This is a genomic window from Bradyrhizobium sp. P5_C11_2, assembly GCF_054049755.1.
The window spans coordinates 1-19,034 of record NZ_JBFULT010000074.1; the positions used below are offsets into that span (position 1 = coordinate 1).

Genomic DNA, 19,034 nt, shown 5'->3' on the forward strand with positions numbered 1-19,034 from the left:
TCTCCGATCCGATCCTGCTGCCGGCTGTGGGCTTTGCGCTGACGGTGCCGATCTATGTGCTGGTCGCCCTGCTGTTCGGCATCTATATCCCAGAACTGTTTCCGACCGAGGTCCGCCTGCGCGCCTCCGGCATCGTCAACACGCTGGGACGCGGCGCCACCATCGTCACGCCGTTCCTCGTCGTGTCGCTGTTCGAGACGCGCGGCGTGGCAGGCGTCATGGCCTTGATGATCGGACTGCTGGTGGTGCAGATCATCACGGTCTGGGCGCTGGGCATCGAGCCCCGGCATCGCAGCCTCGAGGAGCTCAAGGCGGAGGAATCCGCTTCGCCGGTCCTTAGCGAGGCGTCCTGACGATCTCCGCGGTCTTTGCAACTCTTGTCACGCAGCCGACGCTCCGATGTTCGCATCGGGCGTCGCTTTTTTCCGGGCTCATCGATCGCGCCCTGCTCTTTGCGCGACTGCGGACTAATCGGACGGCAACCTTGCACGAAACTGCGAGCCCTAAAGCGCGATGAGATTGGATGAATCGTCATCGCGCTTTGGGCTGTTGCTTGAGCATGATCCTTTCGGAAAACCGCTGCGCACTTTTCCGGATCATGCTTTAGGACGGGTCCTGGATATTTGTGACGCTGTACTTTTTCGCTGCCAGTATCTGATAACACCACCCTTCGACCAGCGCGGGATGGCTTGCATTGTAGAGCGCGCACTCGAGCATGCTATCTTTGGGGTTATAAGACTTGAAGACCTCTTCCAACCCTCCCGTTGGTCCACTCGCATAGCGATTTTTGAATGTACCCAATGTTTTCCCAACGTACGCCCATTGCTTGGACGACTTAATTACGTTGACCACATAGGTTATTCCGTCGTTCGTGTCGCTCGCCTGAAGAATTTGCGCCCAGGCGTCCGTGAAGCCTGTCCCCTCTTTGAATCTCACATCCATGATGCACACGATTGTTCCACCGATACTCTCTTTGCCGTCCACACCGAGCGCGTATGTGTGATGTGCGCCTTTGGTGAGACCAAGCACATTCATATACATCGATCGCCCTCCAGTTATTCGGCCGGGTGCAGAATCGCTTCTCGGCTTCTCAAAAACCCCGTCACTTCATCGGCGTTGCGTTTGAACCGCTTTGCCGTCTTGCAGGCCGGCGCGCTTTACGTTTCGCCGGGGCGACACCCGCGATGCGCCTAGACGAACTGCTGCACACTTCCGACCGTGGCCATCCCGTAGACCCGAAGCGAGGGACCGCCACGGCCGTCGCGTGGCCAGATCATCCAGTCACCACGAAAACGCTGGCCATGCGGCGTCTGCGCGCGCGCATCATTGGTCCAGGTCCCGGCGAACCGATCGAGGTTCGTCGATGTCAGGATGATGAAGTATCGCTCGCCGGGCACCAGGACATACGCTCCCGGGATGGAAATATCGTGGGCTGCGAATGGCGTCGTCCCCGGAAGGGACTTCGAGGCGACGATTTTCGGCGCTGGAATGTGCACGACTTGAGACGGCTCCGGCACGTTCGGTCCGGTGGCAAGCTGCACCACCATATCCTGACCCTTCATCGGAATGATCACACCGCGAAGATGGTACGGAGTGGTCACCTTGAACGGGATCACGAAAACGGCGTGGTCATATCCGCCCGCCGGTTCGGTTCCGATGACGACATCGCTGACGTATCGTGGCGCGCCGTCGTCGACATTTTGAAACACGTAGATCCGGCGTGATGCAGCGTCGGCATGCCGGGCCAAATAGAGCACGGCATCCTGCAACGTTCCGGAGCGAAGGTTTCCGTTGTCATCGAGGACCTCGACGGCGGTCGATAGTCGTGCGGCGATCTGATACGTGCTATCGAGGTCGCTCGCCGTGTCGTCGAGCGCAACGGCCAACTCGTCGTAGAATGCGGACACCTTGGCCGACGTCGCCACCAGCGCGGAGTCGCTCTTCTGCGCTTCTTCGAGCCAGACCTGGTGCTGCTTCAGTTCGCTCTCGGTGCCCACGAGCTCCCTGAGCTTGGCCTGAAGCGCAGCGGTGTCCGCCGCCAACTTTGCCATATCGCGCTGCAGCCCGGGCAACTTCGATTGCTCGTCATGCAAGTTCTGAATGACGCCATTCAGCTCGCCCTGCTTTCCCTCGATGAGGTCCTTGATGTTCTGCACCGCCAAATAGACGTTGTAGCCCGGCACCCAGAACCATTTGCTCATCTTGTCCTGGTTGTCTTGCAACTCGTCTTGAAGCTCCCTGATCCGAGCCATCAATACGATCATTTTTTGCTGGTAGTTTGCCATGTCGACTTGAGCCTGCTGTAGCTTGGCCACGTCGCCGGCGACGGCCGCCTGCGTGCTCTCGATCTGGGCCCTCGCGGCGTTCTCCGCATCAACGGTCGAGGCGATCGCCTCGGTGACCGCGTGAAGCCGGGCCTGCGCCAGATCCTCTTCGGTCTTGACGACTTCGTGCAGGCCCTTCGCCGCCTCGCTCAAACTGGCGACATCGGGCTTCAAGGTCGCCAGCAAGGTAAGCGCCTGGTCATCCTGTCCGGCATGCGAAAGTGCGAGCGCGCGAGCCAAGCCGTCGACGACGTTCTTTGCGCGTTTGGCATAGACATCCGTATCGCCCATGATTGACGTTCCTCCTTTGGACGGCCTCTGACCTCGGCGAGAGGTGAGACAATCGATTGCTGGAAAAGCTTTCAGTCGGTGATCCGCCGCCCAGCTCRCAGGTCGCGGCTTGGATACAGGCTCGACGTGCCAATCAAGCTGTCGAGCCAAGGAGAGCCAATTCTGCCTTCACCTTGTCCGATCGCGCCGTGGAGGCGAGCTTGTCGTTGGCCAATTCCGACTGGACCTTGGCTTTCAGCGGCTCAAGCAGTGCACGCGCTTCGCTTATGCTCGGCGACAGATTGATGTTCTCGATGGAGGTGTCGCGAGCCTTGATCGAACCCTCCTTGTATTCGCGACCGAGGTCGGCCAGCGCGGCCCAACGCGCGAGATAGGCGATGGCAGACGGCATGAACATGTCGCTCAGGTAGTATTCGACCCTCGCCTTCGGATCGTCTCCACTTGCCAACTCGTCACCGATCTTGGTGCTGATGTCGGAATCGGCCAGACGATCGCACGCCTTCTTCACGTTCTCCCAGAACTGCCGGGTCACCACCAGGGTCGTGGTGATGTTGGCAAAGGCCCACACCGCGATCTGCAGCGCCACCTGAGCCGACTCGTGGATCTTCTGCTCAGTGTCCGAAGAGGAGAGTTTCGAGCTCAGCTCCGCTAGCTGGGCAACGATCTCACGCTTGGACGCTTCCTGCGCCAACTTTTGGTCGAGCAGTCTCATCTTCTCCTGACGGACCGACTCGCCGGCCTTGGCCGCGTCCTGGGACATTTCCTTGGTGGTCTTTCCCGCGCCATCGAGACCGGCGGCGATGCCGGCGGCTGTCGACCCGTCGCCCTTCTTGCCGCCTGTCCCTTTGTCGGTCGTGGTATCGTTCCCGGCTTTGGTGTCGACGTCACCGCCAGCGGTCTGCCCGGTAGAGTCGGATGTTTCGCCGGAGTCCGTGGTCTCCTGGCCTGAGTTGGATTGGCCGGGATCGTCCTGGTTCGGTTTGCGCGACAAGTTTGCGGCCACCGTCCCGAGCGGGTTCTTGGCCGCCGTGTAGGCACCGAACGCGGATCCAAGGCCGGAGGTCACGCTGCTGACAATGCCCGTGATGAAAGCGCGCTCCTCTTCCTTTTCTTCGCGCGATTTGGCGTCTTCATACAGCCCATTGAGCGTGGCGATGCTGCTCGCCAGTTGTTCGTTCATCGACTTCTGCTTGGACTGTTCGGCTTCCATCTGCGCGCGCGCCACGCGAATCTTGGCCAGCTCGTCCTGCTCCAGCGCACTGAGCTCAAGGGTGTCGTGTTGATCCTTTTGCACGTCGGTCCCGAGCGCTGCACTCCGGTCCGCGAGGCCCTGCGCCGTTTGCGCCATGGCCGCGGCTTCCTTCCCCGATGCAGTGAGCCGGGCCATCGCGCGCTTTTCCTGCCCCTTGATCAGCCAGTGAAATGCTTCGGCGACGTCGTTGCCGATGCGACGCCCGGCAGTTTCGAAACTCGTCATCGCCGTGACGCAGTCGGCGCAGAGATCCAGGAAGACCTTGCGGCGGTCGGAGATGGTCGCCTGCACGTGGGTTCCAGCGACCCCGCAGTAAGCCAGATAAAGAAGTTCCGAAACGCGCGACAGATTGGCGATCATTTCATGAAGATCGAGGTCGGTTAGTATCTCCTGCTTCGCCGCCGAGACGAGCGTCGAGCCTGCGTCGGGGAATTTGTCGATCTGGTACGTCTCGGAGGTTTGATCCGGGGCAGTAATTGTCATGGTCGCGCTGGCGGCGTCCAAAGTGACAACCGCCTTGTTCGTCGTCGCTGAAGGCATGATCGACCTGCTGTGGGTGTGATTGATATATGGAAATGAGGGCGTTAAAAGTTGTCTTGGTGTTATTTAACTACTTTAGCGCGATTCAAACTTAGATTGTGTGAAATGGCTCTCACAATTGAGACCGGATTGCTTTAAATCATCACGATGAAGGACTGCCCAATGGCCATCACCGTTCGACCGATGACGCTGCAGGAAACCGCAGAGATCATCGAGTATTTCCACGCAGCGACGCCAGAGCACCTGGAAATGCTCGGGGTCGACCCAACGCGACTGCCGCCGCCATCACAATGGCAGCGGCTTTATGAGCAGATGTTCGAGCGGCCTGTCGAGCAGCGAGGCGGCTTTTTGGTCAGCTGGCTCGCCGACGACAGGTTCTTGGGGTTCTCGACCGCTGACAAGATCCGCATTGGCCAGCACGCAAATATGCATTTGCACATCACGGATCCCTCGCTGCGCAAGCAGGGGATTGGCGTGGAGTGTGTCCGACAGACCGTCGAACTCTACTTCCAGGTTCTGAAGTTGAAGCAACTCTTCTGTGAGCCCAACGCGTTCAATGTGGCTCCGAACCGCACGCTTCAAAAGGCGGGTTTCACGTACGTCAAGACGCACATGACCGTTCCGGGCCCGCTTAACTTCCACCAGGCGGTCAACCGTTGGATGATCGAGAGAGGTTGACGGTTGGCGCTCGAAGTCGCGCGCTATCCCCGCTCCGACTGCGCCGCGACGGCCTGCACCGCGACGCTCGCGACCTGACGCRGCGCCTCGCGGTCGGAGCCCGAGGACGCCATCACGCCCATGCCGACCGAGACGGCCGAGACGTAGCGCGCGAGCGCGGCCGGATCCGACCCCGGCTTGAGATCGCCTTCCGCCTTGGCGCGGACAAAACGGTCGCGGAGCTGGTCTTCGTTCTGGGCGCGGCGGGCGGCGAGTTCGAAGGGGACGTTTTCAGAGCCGGTGCCGCAGGCAATGCCGCCCTGCACGAGCAGGCAGCCGGGCGGGTTGGCGGGATCGGTCTGCTTGTCGGCGATGCCCATCAGCATCCGCTCGGCAACATCACGGGCGGTCGGTGCGGCGACCACCTCGTCCATCCAGACGCCACGCAGCTTGGTGTAGCGGTCGAGCGCGGCCTTCAGCAGCCCTTCCTTGTTGCCGAAACAGGCATAAAGGCTGGGCGGGTTGATGCCCATGGCTTCGGTCAGCTGCGCGATGGTGGCGCCCTCATAGCCATGGCGCCAAAACACTTCCATCGCCTGGTCCAACGCCGTTTCGGCGTCGAATTCGCGGGGGCGTCCCATGCCCATGTGCCTGTCTCCTCGGAATTCACGTTCTGCCTGAGGCTTAACGCCTAATCCTATCTATTTGTTCTAGCTTTATTTTCTCTACCGTCTTCCAATTCTTGCGGTATGCCGCTACAATTTTTTTAGTGAATGGTACATAAGTATCTTGCACTGCGACATCCAGCTCCACATCTGTAGTGAACACTACATATCTGGAGCGCGCAAATGCATCCCTCGCAAAACTCCCCCCGCACCGGTCGTTTCCGCCGCCTTCTCGGCGGCGTCGCCATCGTGGGCGCCCTCGCCGTGGCCGGCTCGATCGCAACCGGCCATTATCTTCGTGCCGCGCAGGCGACCGCGACGGCCGCCGCGGCCGAACAGGCCGTCTCCGTCACAGTCGCGATGATCGAGCCGCGGCCGACCGTGCTGTGGGACGAATTCTCCGGCCGGCTTGAAGCCATTCACCGCGTCGAGCTCCGGCCGCGCGTGGCGGGCGCGATCATGTCGGCCAATTTCACCGAGGGCGCGCTGGTGAAAGCCGGCGACATCCTGTTCAAGATCGATCCGGCGCCCTACGCGGCCGAGGTCGACAAGGCCAACGCCCAGCTCGAGGCCGCCAAGGCGCGGGTGGTGTTCACCCAGAGCGAGCTCGAGCGCGGCGCGCAGCTCGTCGGCAACGCCGTGGTCACGCGGCGCGACTACGACCAGCGCGACAACGCCAATCGCGAGGCGATCGCCAACGTCAAGGCGGCCGAGGCGACGCTCCAGACCGCAAGGCTCAATCTCGATTACACCGAGGTGCGCGCGCCGGTCGACGGCCGCGTCGGCAAGATCGAGATCACCGTCGGCAATCTCGTCGCCGCCGGCACCGCCTCCCCGGTCCTGACCTCGCTGGTCTCGGTCAATCCGATCTACGCGTCCTTCGATGCGGATGAGGAGGTCGTGCTGCGCGCGCTGAACTCGATCGCGGATACCTCCGGCAAGCGCGGCAATCTCGACCAGATCCCGGTCGAGATGGCGACCTCGGGCGGCCTGTCGGCGAAGGGCCACATCCAGCTCATCGACAACCAGGTCAACGGCCAGAGCGGCACCATCCGCGTCCGCGCGGTGTTCCGGAACGAGGACGGGCGTCTCATTCCCGGCCAGTTCGCCCGCGTGCGCATGGGGCAGCCGAAGCAGCAGACGCTGGTGATGATCGACGAACGTGCGATCGGCACCGACCAGGACAAGAAGTTCGTGATGGCGGTCGGCGACGACAGCCGCGCGGTCTACCGGCCGATCACGCTCGGCGGCTCCGTCGATGGGTTGCGTATCGTAACGGCAGGGCTGAAGCCCGGCGACCGCATCATCGTCAATGGCCTGCAGCGCGTGCGTCCGGGCGCCCTCCTCAAGACGGAGGTCGCCGCGATGGGCGCGCGCGGACCGCAGCAGGCCGCCAACCACAGCAACCAGGACGTCGTGCAGCGCTAAGTAACGTCATTCCGGGGCGCGACGAAGTCGCGAGCCCGGAATCTCGAAGTTTGGAAACTCCGACCACTTCACCTCCGGATTCCGGGTTCGCGGGCTTCGCCCGCGCCCCGGAATGACCGGGGGAGTTGTCGGAGAATCGCAAGATATTGCCCAGGGGCAAGGCCATGAATCTCTCAAAGTTCTTTATCGACCGTCCGATTTTCGCCGGTGTGCTCTCCGTTCTGATCTTCCTCGCGGGGCTGATCTCGCTGTTTGCGATGCCGATCTCGGAATATCCGGACGTCGTGCCGCCGTCGGTCCTGGTGCGCGCGACCTATCCCGGCGCCAATCCGAAGGTGATCGCGGAGACGGTGGCTACTCCAATCGAGGAGCAGATCAACGGCGTCGAGAACATGCTCTACATGTCGAGCCAGGCGACCACCGACGGCGCGATGACGCTGACGGTGACGTTCCGGCTCGGCACCGATCCCGACAAGGCGACGCAGCTGGTGCAGAACCGCGTGCAGCAGGCCGAGCCGCGCCTGCCCGCCGTGGTGCGCCAGCTCGGCATCATCACCAAGAAATCGTCGCCCGACCTCACCATGGTCGTGCATCTGCTGTCGCCGAACAACCGCTACGACATGACGTATCTGCGCAACTACGCGGTGCTCAACGTCAAGGACCGGCTGGCGCGGATCGACGGCGTCGGCGACGTCCAGCTCTACGGCGCCGGCGACTATTCGATGCGGGTCTGGGTCGATCCCCAGAAGGCCGCCGAGCACGGGCTGACCGCGAGCGACATCGTCAAGTCGATCCAGGCGCAGAACGTCGAGGCCGCCGCCGGCGTGGTCGGCTCCTCCCCGAACGTCAAGGGCATCGACCTCCAGCTCTCCGTCAATGCGGAGGGGCGGCTCGCGAACGAGGAGCAGTTCGGCGACATCGTGGTCAAGACCGGTACGCGTGGCGAGGTGGTGCGCTTACGCGACGTCGCGCGCATCGAGCTCGGCGCCTCCGAATACGGCCTGCGCTCGCTGCTCGACAACAAGCAGGCGGTGGCGATCCCGATCTTCCAGGCACCGGGCTCCAACGCGCTCGAGATCTCCGACCACGTCCGCGCCACCATGGCCGAGATCAAGAAGAACATGCCGGAAGGCGTGTCCTACCAGATCGTTTACGACCCCACCCAGTTCGTGCGCTCCTCGATCGAGGCGGTGATCCACACGCTGCTGGAGGCGATGGCGCTGGTGGTGCTGGTCGTGATCCTGTTCCTCCAGACCTGGCGCGCCTCGATCATTCCGCTGCTCGCGGTGCCCGTGTCGATCGTCGGCACCTTCGCGGTGATGCACGTGTTCGGCTTCTCCATCAACGCGCTCAGCCTGTTCGGCCTCGTGCTCGCGATCGGCATCGTCGTCGACGACGCCATCGTGGTGGTCGAGAACGTCGAGCGCAACATCGAAGGCGGGCTGTCGCCGCGCGACGCCACCTACCAGGCGATGCGCGAGGTTTCGGGCCCGATCATCGCGATTGCCATGGTGCTGATCGCGGTGTTCGTGCCGCTCGCCTTCATCTCCGGTCTTACCGGGCAGTTCTACAAGCAGTTCGCGCTGACCATCGCGATCTCGACCGTGATCTCCGCGGTCAACTCGTTGACGCTGTCGCCGGCATTGTCGGCGCTGCTGCTCAAGGGCCATAACGAGCCGAAGGACCGGCTGACGATCATCATGGAGAAGGGCCTCGGCTGGTTCTTCCGCGGCTTCAACAAGGCGTTCACGCGCTCCTCGGAGAATTACAGCGGCACCGTCACCAAGGTGATCTCCGGCAAGGCCGCGGTGATGGGTCTTTACGTCGTGCTGGTCGGCCTCACCGCCTTCCTGTTCCAGCAGGTGCCGAGCGGCTTCGTGCCGGGCCAGGACAAGCAGTACCTGGTCGGCTTCTCGCGGCTGCCTGACGGTGCAACGCTCGACCGCACCGAAGAGGTAATCCGCAAGATGAGCGACGTCGCGCTGACCCAGCCCGGTGTCGAGAGTTCGGTCGCCTTCCCGGGCCTGTCGATCTCCGGCTTTACCAACTCCTCCAATGCCGGCATCGTGTTCTCGACGCTGAAGCCGTTCGACGAGCGCAAGGGTCCGGCCCTGAGCGGGAATGCCATCGCGGCCGATCTCAACAAGAAATACGCCGGCATCCAGGAAGCCTTCATCGCCATGTTCCCGCCGCCGCCGGTCAACGGTCTCGGCACCATCGGTGGCTTCAAGCTCCAGATCGAGGACCGTGCCGGTCTCGGCTACGAGGCGCTGAACGAGGCGACGAAGGCATTCATGGCGGCGATGCAGAAGGCGCCGGAGATCGCCGGCGTGTTCTCGAGCTTCCAGGTCAACGTGCCCCAGCTCTTCGCCGACATCGACCGCACCAAGGCGCTGCAACTTGGCGTGCCCGTGACGGAGGTGTTCAACACGCTCCAGATCTACCTCGGCTCCTACTACGTCAACGACTTCAACAAGTTTGGCCGCACCTACTCCGTCTATGTCCAGGCCGATGCGCCGTTCCGCGCCCGCGCCGACGACATCAGGCAGTTGAAGGTGCGCTCGTCCTCGGGCGACATGGTGCCGCTGTCGGCGTTGCTCAAGATCCGCCAGAGTGCAGGCCCCGAGCGCGCGATCCGCTACAACGGCTTCCTCTCCTCCGACATCAACGCGGCCGCCGCGCCCGGCTATTCATCGGGCCAGGCGCAGGAAGTCGCGACGCGGATCGCGGCGGAGGTGCTGCCGCCCGGCTTCGCCTTCGAATGGACCGACCTGACCTATCAGGAGTTCATCGCCGGCAATTCCGGCCTCTGGGTCTTCCCGCTGGCGATCCTGCTGGTGTTCCTGGTGCTGGCCGCGCTCTATGAAAGCCTGACCCTGCCGCTCTCGATCATCATGATCGTGCCGATGGGGCTGCTGGCTGCGATGTTCGGCGTCTGGATCTCGAAGGGCGACAACAATGTCTTCACCCAGATCGGGCTGATCGTGCTCGTGGGCCTCTCGGCCAAGAACGCGATCCTGATCGTCGAATTCGCGCGCGAGCTCGAATTCGCCGGACGCACGCCGATTAGAGCCGCGATCGAGGCGAGCCGGTTGCGGCTTCGCCCGATCCTGATGACGTCGATGGCATTCATCATGGGCGTGCTGCCGCTGGTGCTCTCGACCGGCGCAGGCTCCGAGATGCGCCGCGCCATGGGCGTGGCGGTGTTCTCCGGCATGATCGGCGTCACCGTGTTCGGCCTGTTCCTGACGCCGGTGTTCTATGTGCTGCTGCGGACCGTCACCGGCATGAAGCCGCTGGTGCATCACGGCAGCGGCTCCAGTGTGGCGCCAGTCCAGGGCGTCGGCCATGAGGCTGGGCACTAGATCAGGGCTGCTGCCAAAGCGCGCCGGCTTCACGGCCGGCGTCGGCTGCTACTTCCGGTTCTCCTCGCAGAACTTCAGCGCCGCCAGCGCTTCGCCGGCGCGCGGGATCTGCATCTCGATGCTGTCGTCGTCATCGTCCTCGAAATCGAGCGTGAGGCGCTTGGCCTTCGACAGCCGGTCCATGAGCGACTGGTCGTACTCGAAGATGCCGCGCACGGTGGTCTTGTCCATGACCTCCCACTTCGCCTTCTTCATGATGTCGGCGTCATCGGTACCGACATCTGCGCGAAGGATCTCCCCGACCTTGTCCCACTCCCAGCCGTCGTAGATCATCACGATCACGATGGCCTTGTCGGAATAGGTGATGACGACGACGTAGTCGCGGTTCTCGTCATCCTTGTCCTTGTAGCCGCGGCTCGCGTTGCAGTGGGTGTCCTGGGTGCGCTTCTCGATGGTCCAGTCGCCGACCTTGGATTGTTGCGCCACCGCGGGTCCCGCGCACACGATGCCTGCAAGCATCCCGGCGGCGAGAAGGATTCGTTTCATGTCAGCCTCCAGCGTGTTCCCCGGGCTGAGATGACCACCTCTGTCCCCGGCCCGCAAGGGTTTCAGCTGCCGGGGTCAAGGCCGATGGTGAACGCCTCCCTAGCCCCGCCGGGGCACGATCGCGATCGGGGTGAAGGTGTAAACCTCCTCGCCGTTCTGGTTGAACATGGTCCATTTCACCAGCGCGATGCCCTGCGGCTTCGATTTCGACGGCGTCAGGCTCATGACCTCGCCGACCAGATGCAGCCGGTCATTGGGGCGCACCGGGAGCATCCAGCGCAGGCCGTCGACGCCCGCGCCGATCAGCGGATGCGGGCCGAAGGGACGGGTCTGGATCGCGAGGTTCATGGCCATAGCCGCGGTGTGCCATCCCGACGCAGCGAGGCCCTTGAACAGGGTCTTTTCGGCGGCCTCGTGGTCGAGATGCATCGGCTGCGGGTCGAACTCGGCCGCAAAGCGCTTGATATCGGCCTCGGTGACCTGAACCTCGGGAGATTTGAAACGCATTCCGACGGTGAGATCGTCGAACCACTCCACCTGTGCCATTATTTTGCCYCGGAATATGAAGTGCCGCGCGCTGGACGCGGGCGTCTCAAAGGGACGGATAAAGGCGGCATGTAGCGGCTCTGTCCCGCCAAAACCAGCCCCGGGGTTCCCCGCGAAACCCCTTTCCGAAATCGACGAAACACGCCTGAAACAGATGGCCGGTTATCTAGTTGTCAAAATCAGACAGGGACGGCCACCATGCAATTCTTCCTCGACCTCATCTATGATTTTGCCTGCTGCCAGCATCTCGTCGCCCAGCCGCCACGGGAGGATGAGCTATGATCGAGCTGATCTCAGCCGTGCTCGCCCTTTGCAGCGCCGGCGTCTTTGCGGCGCATGCACTGGATGCCTACCGCACCACGCATTTCTGATCTCGCGACCGCCCGCGTCGCTAGAACGGCCGCCGGTAAAAGTGCTCCGAATGCGTTGCCGGCGGAAATCTGTTGGCGAGCGCCAGCGCGCCCTTCTCGTCGGTCTCGAGCGCGATCTTCTGCGCCAGCATGACGTCGCCCGGCACGAGGAAGCCTGACGGGACGAAGCACCACCCCATCGTCGCAATCCCCGCCTCGTCGATCTCGTGGACATTGGCGGCGGTGCCGTAGTGGATGCGATACCTCTTGCCGCTATCGCAACCGATGACGTCGAAATACCGGTGCTGCTCGAATTGCGCGCGCTGAGCCGGCGACAGCCACTCGGCCAGAAGCCGGCGCCCGCGGGCATCCGGCGTGTTCTCGCCGAAGAAGCGCCGGTAGAGCTCGCGTAACGCATGCAGGCGCGCTCGCGCCGGCGCGCGAAACCACAGTGCCGCGATCATGAGCAGCTCAGATCAACCGCCGACCAGGCGGGGATAGAACAGCGTTTCCTGCGCGGTCGGATCGAACGACTTGATACGGGTAACTTCGCCGGGCCCGGTCCGGAAGGCGGCGGTGAAGCCGGCTCCGGTCAACTCCCGAAAGCGCCGTTCGGCCCGCGCCAGCGCTTCGGCATTGTCGGGATCAAACTCGTGGCGGGTATCGCCGGTTTGGTCCATCACGATCTGGGTTGCCATATTGAGTCTCCTCATTCCCAGCCCCGAACCTGATCAAAGCAAACCTCATGCCGTCAGTTCCGGACGGCAACAACTTTCTCGCGCCGGCAGATCACGCCTTGCTGAACGAGTCAGCGCGACGCCGCCGCGCCGCCGCCCTCATCGATCTGCCGTCCCATCAGCGCTAYCGCCTTCTGATAGACGCCGGCCGCATTCCAGGCCTCGATCGCGGCGAAATTCGGCTCGCCCGGCTGGTAACCGGCTCCCGCGCGCCAGCCATGGGCCTTGAGGAAATTCGCGGTCGAGTTCAGCGCGTTGGCGGCGACCTCGAGATTGCCGGTGCCATAGGCCAGGATGTTCTTGGGCATGAACTGGGTCTGGCCGACCTCGCCATGCATGGAGCCGCGGGTTGCCCCCGACAGCGTGCCGCGGTCGATCAGCTTCAGCGCGGCGTAGAGCTGGTCGGTGAAGAATTCGGGACGGCGGCAGTCATATGCAAGCGTTGCGATCGACGACAGCATGTTCTGATTGCCGCGCTGGCTGCCGAAGCCGGTCTCCATGCCCCAGATCGCGATCAGCGGCCCGGGCGGCACGCCATAGCGCTGCTGGATCGAGGCGAACAAGGCGGCCTGTGACTGCTTGAGCTGGCGGCCCTTGGCGACGATGGTGGTGGCGCCGCGCTTGGCGAGGAACTGGTCGAGCGAGAGCGAGAAGCTGCGCTGGCCGCGGTCGGCTGCAATGGTCGCGCCGGCGTAATTGGTCTGCATCAAGGCCGAGATCGCGGTCTGGCCGATGCCCTTGCCCTGCGCCTCCGCGCTGAACTCGCGCTTCCAGGCCTCAAACCCGGCCGATGAGCTGCCGCATTGCGCAGCCTTGGCCGCGGGCACCAGCGAGAGCAGCAGCGCGGTCGCACCGATCATCGCCGTCGCGACAGTCCTGCCCTTGATCATGGCTCGTTCCTCTCCCTGGGTGCACGACCGGCTCGCGCGGGGCATGATCCTACGCCAGTTGCGATCGCTCAAGCCCCGACAGCTACAATCGATCCAAGCAAAGCTCTTGACACCGGCAAGTCGCAACGCCCGCAAAGTCACCCCGCCTCGGCTCCCAGCAGGAAATCCACCGTGATGCTCTGGTGCTGCGGGACCATGCCGCTCAAGCCGGAACCGCGGGGCCGCCCGCCGCGGCGGTCTCGTAGGTCAATTCCAGCCCATCCAGCTTGCCCTCCTTGCGCCATCGTTCGAGCAGCCGCAGGAACGCCACCGGCCCGCGCCAGTACTGGCTGTTGCGGGCCGCGACCGGGTCGAACACGCCTTCATTGTTGTAATAGCCTGGCGTGCATTCGGCGAGATAGGTCTGGCGACCGAGCGCCGCTCTGACGACCTCGTCGACCCAGGCGCTCTCGGCTGCAGGCGTCGGCTCCAGCGTCCTCGCGCCGCGCTTGCGCGCCTCGGCGATCACATAGGCGATGTGCTGCGACTGCTCGTCGATGACGTGCGGAAAATTGGCGCTCTGGCCGGCCTGCACCGTGACGATCAGGAAACAGTTCGGGAAGCCGCGGCTGTAGAAGCCGTGCAGCGTCTTGACACCGTCGCGCCAGCATTCGGACAGGCTCACGCCGTCGCGGCCGTAGACTTCAAATCCCATGCGGCGGGCGTAGTCGGTGCCGACCTCGAAGCCGCTGGCATAGATCAGGCAGTCGAGTTCGTAGGCCTTGCCGTCGGCGATGACGGCGTTCCCGGTGATGCGGTCGACGCCCCGTCCCTTGGTGTCGACGAGATGCACGTTGGGGCGATTGAAGCTGTCGAGATATTCGTCGTGGAAGCACGGCCGCTTGCAGAATGCCTTGTACCAGGGCTTTAACGCCGCAGCGGCCGCTTCGTCCTTGACGACAGCGTCGACGCGCGCCCGGATCTCCTCCATCTTGCGGTAGTCGGCCTGCTCGATGACCTTCAGCGCCTCCTCCATCGAGGTCACCGGCTGCGGCTGGCGGCGCGGCGCCAGCAAAATCTCTCCGAGCAGGCCGGTCCAGCCGTCCTGCACCAGATCCTGCTCGAACGGCTCGCCCGAGATCACGGCGGTGAAATTGTCCATGCGCTCGCGCTGCCAGCCGGGCTTCAGGCTCTCTGCCCAGGTTTGATCCGTCGGCCGGTCATCGCGCACGCCGATCGCGGACGGCGTGCGCTGGAACACGTAGAGCTCTTTCGCCGAGCGGCCGAGATGCGGCACGCATTGCACGGCGGTCGCGCCGGTGCCGATGATGCCGACGCGCTTGTCGGCGAGAGCGGCGAGACCGCCTTCGGCGTTGCCGCCGGTGTAGGCATAGTCCCAGCGGCTGGTGTGGAAGCTGTGACCCTTGAAACTTTCGATGCCGGGAATGCCGGGCAGCTTCGGCCGGCTCAGCGGACCGCCTGCGAGAATGACGAAGCGCGCACGGATGCGATCACCGCGATCGGTCTCGACCAGCCAGCGCCCCTCCTGCTCCTGCCACGTCATCCGCGAGATGACGGTCTGAAACAGCGCACGCTCGTAGAGCCCGAAGTGGCGGCCGATGCGGCGCGAGTGTTCGTAGATCTCGGGAGCCCGCGCGTATTTGCGCACCGGCATGTAGCCGGTCTGTTCCAGCAGCGGCAGATAGATGTAGCTCTCGGTATCGCAGGCCGCACCGGGGTAGCGATTCCAGTACCAGGTGCCGCCGAAGTCAGCGGCCTTTTCCACGATACGAAATTCGCAGACGCCGGCTTCGCGCAGACGCGCACCGCAGAGCAGGCCACCGAAGCCGCCGCCGACGATGAGCACCTCGGTCTGTTCGCTGACGGCTTCGCGTACAAATCCGGGATCGGCCCAGGGATCGTCGAGATAGCGGCTGAAGTCGCCGGTCACCTCGACGTATTGCGCCTTGCCCTCGGCACGCAGGCGAAGGTCGCGCTCGTCGCGATAGCGCGCACGCAATGCAGCGATGTCGATCGTAGACGCGCCGGCTGCGCCGGTCTTGTGTTTTTCCGCTGACATCCATTTCCTCCCCGGCGGACGCTGCTTCGCCGACAGCTCGCATCAGTTAGCCCCGAAAAAGTGACGCATGCAATCGCGTCCGCTGTTTTTTGCGTGAACGTCGCATGACGTTCCGCTACCGTGCGGACAAATCACAAGCGTACGCCATGCAACGACGTGGCGGTCCGGAGGAGACCATGCAGGGATTGATGATGGACATGCCGCTCCTGATCAGCGGCCTGATCCAGTATGCCGCCGACTATCACGGCGAAGCGGAAATCGTCGCGCGCGAGATCGAAGGCGACATCCATCGCTACACCTATGCGGATGCGCATCCGCGCATCAAGCGCATGGCGCTGGCCTTGCAGCGGCTCGGCATCAAGCCCGGCGACCGCGTCGGTACACTCGCGTGGAATACCCACCGCCATTTCGAGATGTTCTATGCAGCTCCCGGCATGGGCTATGTGCTGCACACCGTCAATCCGCGGCTGTTTCCCGAGCAGCTCGTCTACATCATCAACCATGCCGAAGACCGGCTGCTGTTCGTCGACCGCGCCACGCTRCCGATCGTCGAGGCGATCGCGCCGCAGCTCAAGACGATCGAGGCTTACGTCGTGATGTCCTCGCGCGAGCGGATGCCGGAGACGACGCTTGCGAACGTCCATTGCTACGAGGAGCTTCTGGAAAACGAGACCGATGCCGGTTTCGCCTGGCCGCTGTTCGACGAAAAGTCCGCATCCACCATCTGCTACACCTCGGGCACCACGGGCAATCCGAAGGGCGTGATCTATTCGCACCGCGCCGCGATCCTTCAGACCATGACGTGTTGCAACTTCGACTTCCTGCCGGGGCATATGGAAGGCGTGCGCGAGGTGATGATGCCGATGGCACCGCTGTTCCATGGCAATGGCTGGAACATGCCGTTCACCGCGCCCTATACCGGCTCGAAGCTGGTGCTGCCCGGCCGCAACTACGAGCCCGACAAGCTCTTTGAGCTGCTGGAGGGCGAGAAGGTCACGCTGTCGGCAGGCGTGCCGAGCTTCTGGCTGATCCTGCTCGACTGGYTCGCGCGCACCGGCAACAGATTCTCGACGCTGCGGGCAACACTGTCGTCGGGCTCCGCCCCGCCGCGCGCGATGGTCGAGAAGCTCAAGCGCGAGTACAGCATCGACTACATCCAGGCCTGGGGCATGACCGAGGCATTGGGCTGCTCGATGCCGGGCCTGCGGCCCGGCTCGGAGCATCTCAGCGACAAGGAGAAATTCGACCGGCGCCAGGTGTCGGGCCGGGCGTGTTTCGGCACCGCCTTGCGTATCGTCGACGACGGCGGCGTTGAGCTGCCGCGCGACGGCAAGACCGTCGGCCATCTGCGTGCCCGTGGTCCCTGGGTCGCCTCGGGCTACATGAAGTTAGAGGAAGGCCTCGACCGCGACGGCTGGCTGATCACCGGCGACATGGCCGTGATCGACGCCCAGGGCCACGTCACGCTGACCGACCGCTCCAAGGACGTGATCAAGTCCGGCGGCGAATGGATCTCCTCGATCCAGCTCGAGGACATCGCGCTGTCGCATCCCGATGTGCTCCAGGCCGCCGTCGTCGCCATCGCGCACGAGAAATGGCAGGAGCGCCCGCTCCTCCTCGTCGTCCGCAAGAAGGGAGCGACGGTCGACGGCAAGACCCTGCTCGACCACATGCGCCCGAGGATCGCGAGCTGGTGGATGCCCGATGCCGTCGAGTTCCTGGACGAATTCCCGATGACCGGCACCGGCAAGGTGCTCAAATCGGCGCTACGCGAGAAGTTCAGGGAGTATCGTCCCGCTTAAGCCGCCGCGCGATCGCGCAAGGACCCTGTCCGTGCGCGACCATCTTCATCTTTTGGTAGATTCGGGGGCGATATATCGGATCATCCTACCCCCTGGATCGAGGACACAATGGCGTTTTCCGGATTGGGCATGCATCTCGGCAATCTGTCGCGCCTGTCGCATGCGCAGACGCGTTCGATCAGCCCCGAGAATTTCACCGGCGACAAGGGCAAGGGCGGAATGTCCGTCGACGGGTCCGCGGCGCGTCAGGCCCGCGATCTCGGGCAGGGCTGGAAGGTGTCGCCCTATGTCGTCATCGAGCCCGGCACGACCTTCACGCTTGCCGACATCCAGGGCCAGGGTGCGATCCAGCAGATATGGATGACCCTGGCGCGCGGGCGCCTGCGCCATTCGATCCTGCGGGTCTATTGGGACGACCAAACGCTGCCGAGCGTGGAATGTCCGGCCGGCGATTTCTTCGCCTGCGGGTGGGAGGAGTTCGCGCAAGTGTCCTCGCTCGCGGTCTGCGTCAATCCCGGCCGTGCCTTCAACTGCTACTGGGAAATGCCGTTCCGCGAGCGTGCGCGGTTCACGCTGGAGAACCGCAGCGAGGAGCAGCTGACCGTCTACTACCAGATCAACTACACGCTGACCGATGTGCCCGAGGATTGTGCCTATTTTCACGCACAGTTTCGGCGCACCAACCCGCTGCCCTACAAGGAGGTCTACACCATCCTCGATGGCATCGCGGGCAGCGGGCATTATGTCGGCACCTACATGGCGTGGGGCGTCAACAACAACGGCTGGTGGGGCGAAGGCGAAATCAAATTCTTCATCGATGGCGACGGCGCATTCCCGACGATCTGCGGCACCGGCACCGAGGATTATTTTTGTGGCGCCTATAATTTCGATCCCTACGTCGCCCATTCCGGCCAGGGCCCGGCGCAACAATCGCACTACCAGGAATTCACCACGCCCTATGCCGGCCTGCCGCAGGTGATCCGCCCGGATGGTGTCTACAAATCGCAGCAGCGCTTCGGCATGTATCGCTGGCACATCCCGGACCCCGTACGCTTCCGCTCCGACCTGCGCGTGACCATCCAGGCGCTGGGCTGGCAGCCCGGCGTCAAGGAAGCAAAATATCTACCGTTGCAGGACGACATCGCCTCGGTCGCGTTCTGGTACCAGACGCTGCCGACGGCGCCCTTCCCAGAACTGCCCGGGCCGGACTATCTCGAAATCGGCTAGCGCCGTCCGTCGATCAAGGAGACGAAAGATGCTCTATCCGATGTCACCCAAAGTCGTCGAGCTCAAGCGCAAGCTCGAGAGTTTCATGGACCGGCACATCTATCCGAACGAGGAACGGTTCTACCGCGAGGCGGAGGAGCTCGGGCCGTGGAAGGTCTATCCCGTCGTCGAGGAGCTGAAGCCGCTCGCCCGCGCCGAAGGCCTCTGGAACCTGTTCCTGCCGGAGTCCGGCCACGGCGCGGGCCTCACCAATCTCGAATATGCCCCGCTGTGCGAGGTGATGGGCCGCTCGCATCTGGCGCCCGAAGTGTTCAACTGCTCGGCGCCCGACACCGGCAACATGGAGGTGCTGGAG

16 protein-coding genes and 1 pseudogene are annotated in these 19,034 nt (G+C 63.4%); 7 read left to right on the plus strand and 10 right to left on the minus strand.

Going from position 1 to position 19,034, the window contains the following annotated elements; genetic code table 11:
* Positions 1-353 (plus strand): MFS transporter (locus tag ACXJL8_RS10595; RefSeq protein WP_456684969.1); only part of this gene is annotated, 353 nt, incomplete at its 5' end.
* A 250-nt stretch (positions 354-603) separates the two neighbouring features.
* Here ACXJL8_RS10595 and ACXJL8_RS10600 read toward each other — a convergent pair.
* The 3 genes from ACXJL8_RS10600 to ACXJL8_RS10610 form a co-directional block, all read right to left on the minus strand.
* Positions 604-1,041, minus strand: coding sequence for a hypothetical protein (locus tag ACXJL8_RS10600; RefSeq protein WP_456618758.1), 438 nt, complete (start codon positions 1,039-1,041; stop codon positions 604-606).
* Positions 1,042-1,190: 149 nt separating this feature from the next.
* Positions 1,191-2,615: a coiled-coil domain-containing protein gene (locus ACXJL8_RS10605; RefSeq protein ID WP_456618759.1), complete on the minus strand. Its 1,425-nt coding sequence runs from the start codon at positions 2,613-2,615 to the stop codon at positions 1,191-1,193.
* A gap of 133 nt (positions 2,616-2,748) precedes the next feature.
* On the minus strand, positions 2,749-4,407 hold the full coding sequence (locus tag ACXJL8_RS10610; RefSeq protein WP_456618760.1) for a hypothetical protein: 1,659 nt from the start codon (positions 4,405-4,407) through the stop codon (positions 2,749-2,751).
* Between the two features lie 162 nt (positions 4,408-4,569).
* Here ACXJL8_RS10610 and ACXJL8_RS10615 point away from each other — a divergent pair, with 162 nt between their 5' ends.
* Positions 4,570-5,085, plus strand: a complete 516-nt coding sequence (locus ACXJL8_RS10615) for a GNAT family N-acetyltransferase (protein ID WP_456618761.1) — start codon at positions 4,570-4,572, stop codon at positions 5,083-5,085.
* Positions 5,086-5,108: 23 nt separating this feature from the next.
* On the opposite strand, the gene ACXJL8_RS10620 is transcribed toward ACXJL8_RS10615, so the two are convergent.
* Complete coding sequence (locus tag ACXJL8_RS10620; protein WP_456684970.1) at positions 5,109-5,711, minus strand: TetR/AcrR family transcriptional regulator; 603 nt, start codon at positions 5,709-5,711, stop codon at positions 5,109-5,111.
* A 201-nt stretch (positions 5,712-5,912) separates the two neighbouring features.
* On the opposite strand from ACXJL8_RS10620, the gene ACXJL8_RS10625 reads away from it, so the two are divergent.
* Positions 5,913-7,157, plus strand: a complete 1,245-nt coding sequence (locus ACXJL8_RS10625) for an efflux RND transporter periplasmic adaptor subunit (RefSeq protein WP_456618763.1) — start codon at positions 5,913-5,915, stop codon at positions 7,155-7,157.
* A gap of 164 nt (positions 7,158-7,321) precedes the next feature.
* A complete protein-coding gene (locus tag ACXJL8_RS10630; protein WP_456684971.1) occupies positions 7,322-10,522 on the plus strand; it encodes an efflux RND transporter permease subunit in 3,201 nt (1,066 codons plus the stop codon).
* Positions 10,523-10,570: 48 nt separating this feature from the next.
* Here the strand turns inward: ACXJL8_RS10630 and ACXJL8_RS10635 are convergent, their stop codons facing one another.
* The 6 genes from ACXJL8_RS10635 to ACXJL8_RS10660 form a co-directional block, all read right to left on the minus strand.
* Positions 10,571-11,068: a hypothetical protein gene (locus tag ACXJL8_RS10635; protein WP_456618765.1), complete on the minus strand. Its 498-nt coding sequence runs from the start codon at positions 11,066-11,068 to the stop codon at positions 10,571-10,573.
* A 99-nt stretch (positions 11,069-11,167) separates the two neighbouring features.
* Positions 11,168-11,614 carry a MaoC family dehydratase gene (locus tag ACXJL8_RS10640; RefSeq protein ID WP_456618766.1) on the minus strand — a complete coding sequence of 149 codons (447 nt, stop codon included), beginning with the start codon at positions 11,612-11,614 and terminating at the stop codon, positions 11,168-11,170.
* A gap of 391 nt (positions 11,615-12,005) precedes the next feature.
* Positions 12,006-12,428, minus strand: coding sequence for a hypothetical protein (locus ACXJL8_RS10645; RefSeq protein WP_456618767.1), 423 nt, complete (start codon positions 12,426-12,428; stop codon positions 12,006-12,008).
* Between the two features lie 12 nt (positions 12,429-12,440).
* On the minus strand, positions 12,441-12,662 hold the full coding sequence (locus ACXJL8_RS10650; RefSeq protein WP_456618768.1) for a hypothetical protein: 222 nt from the start codon (positions 12,660-12,662) through the stop codon (positions 12,441-12,443).
* Positions 12,663-12,772: 110 nt separating this feature from the next.
* The gene (locus ACXJL8_RS10655; RefSeq protein WP_456684972.1) at positions 12,773-13,591 is read right to left on the minus strand and encodes a lytic murein transglycosylase; all 819 of its coding nucleotides are present in this window, start codon (positions 13,589-13,591) and stop codon (positions 12,773-12,775) included.
* A 202-nt stretch (positions 13,592-13,793) separates the two neighbouring features.
* On the minus strand, positions 13,794-15,650 hold the full coding sequence (locus ACXJL8_RS10660) for a flavin-containing monooxygenase (protein ID WP_456618770.1): 1,857 nt from the start codon (positions 15,648-15,650) through the stop codon (positions 13,794-13,796).
* Positions 15,651-15,826: 176 nt separating this feature from the next.
* Between ACXJL8_RS10660 and ACXJL8_RS10665 the strand changes: the two genes are divergently transcribed.
* From ACXJL8_RS10665 to ACXJL8_RS10675, 3 genes and pseudogenes are all read left to right on the plus strand, one after another.
* Positions 15,827-17,452 carry a long-chain fatty acid--CoA ligase gene (locus tag ACXJL8_RS10665; protein WP_456684973.1) on the plus strand — a complete coding sequence of 542 codons (1,626 nt, stop codon included), beginning with the start codon at positions 15,827-15,829 and terminating at the stop codon, positions 17,450-17,452.
* A 108-nt stretch (positions 17,453-17,560) separates the two neighbouring features.
* Positions 17,561-18,679, plus strand: coding sequence for a glycoside hydrolase family 172 protein (locus ACXJL8_RS10670; protein WP_456618771.1), 1,119 nt, complete (start codon positions 17,561-17,563; stop codon positions 18,677-18,679).
* Positions 18,680-18,707: 28 nt separating this feature from the next.
* Positions 18,708-19,034, plus strand: a pseudogene (locus ACXJL8_RS10675) (acyl-CoA dehydrogenase); the annotation flags it as partial.

Bases quoted from the DNA above. Each gene is read 5' to 3' on its own strand.
- ACXJL8_RS10645 (WP_456618767.1), bottom strand. From the start codon at position 12,428: ATGATCGCGGCACTGTGGTTTCGCGCGCCGGCGCGAGCGCGCCTGCAT.
- ACXJL8_RS10660 (WP_456618770.1), bottom strand. From the start codon at position 15,650: ATGTCAGCGGAAAAACACAAGACCGGCGCAGCCGGCGCGTCTACGATC.
- ACXJL8_RS10630 (WP_456684971.1), top strand. From the start codon at position 7,322: ATGAATCTCTCAAAGTTCTTTATCGACCGTCCGATTTTCGCCGGTGTG.
- ACXJL8_RS10625 (WP_456618763.1), top strand. From the start codon at position 5,913: ATGCATCCCTCGCAAAACTCCCCCCGCACCGGTCGTTTCCGCCGCCTT.
- ACXJL8_RS10640 (WP_456618766.1), bottom strand. From the start codon at position 11,614: ATGGCACAGGTGGAGTGGTTCGACGATCTCACCGTCGGAATGCGTTTC.
- ACXJL8_RS10650 (WP_456618768.1), bottom strand. From the start codon at position 12,662: ATGGCAACCCAGATCGTGATGGACCAAACCGGCGATACCCGCCACGAG.
- ACXJL8_RS10605 (WP_456618759.1), bottom strand. From the start codon at position 2,615: ATGGGCGATACGGATGTCTATGCCAAACGCGCAAAGAACGTCGTCGAC.
- ACXJL8_RS10600 (WP_456618758.1), bottom strand. From the start codon at position 1,041: ATGTATATGAATGTGCTTGGTCTCACCAAAGGCGCACATCACACATAC.
- ACXJL8_RS10670 (WP_456618771.1), top strand. From the start codon at position 17,561: ATGGCGTTTTCCGGATTGGGCATGCATCTCGGCAATCTGTCGCGCCTG.
- ACXJL8_RS10635 (WP_456618765.1), bottom strand. From the start codon at position 11,068: ATGAAACGAATCCTTCTCGCCGCCGGGATGCTTGCAGGCATCGTGTGC.
- ACXJL8_RS10610 (WP_456618760.1), bottom strand. From the start codon at position 4,407: ATGCCTTCAGCGACGACGAACAAGGCGGTTGTCACTTTGGACGCCGCC.
- ACXJL8_RS10615 (WP_456618761.1), top strand. From the start codon at position 4,570: ATGGCCATCACCGTTCGACCGATGACGCTGCAGGAAACCGCAGAGATC.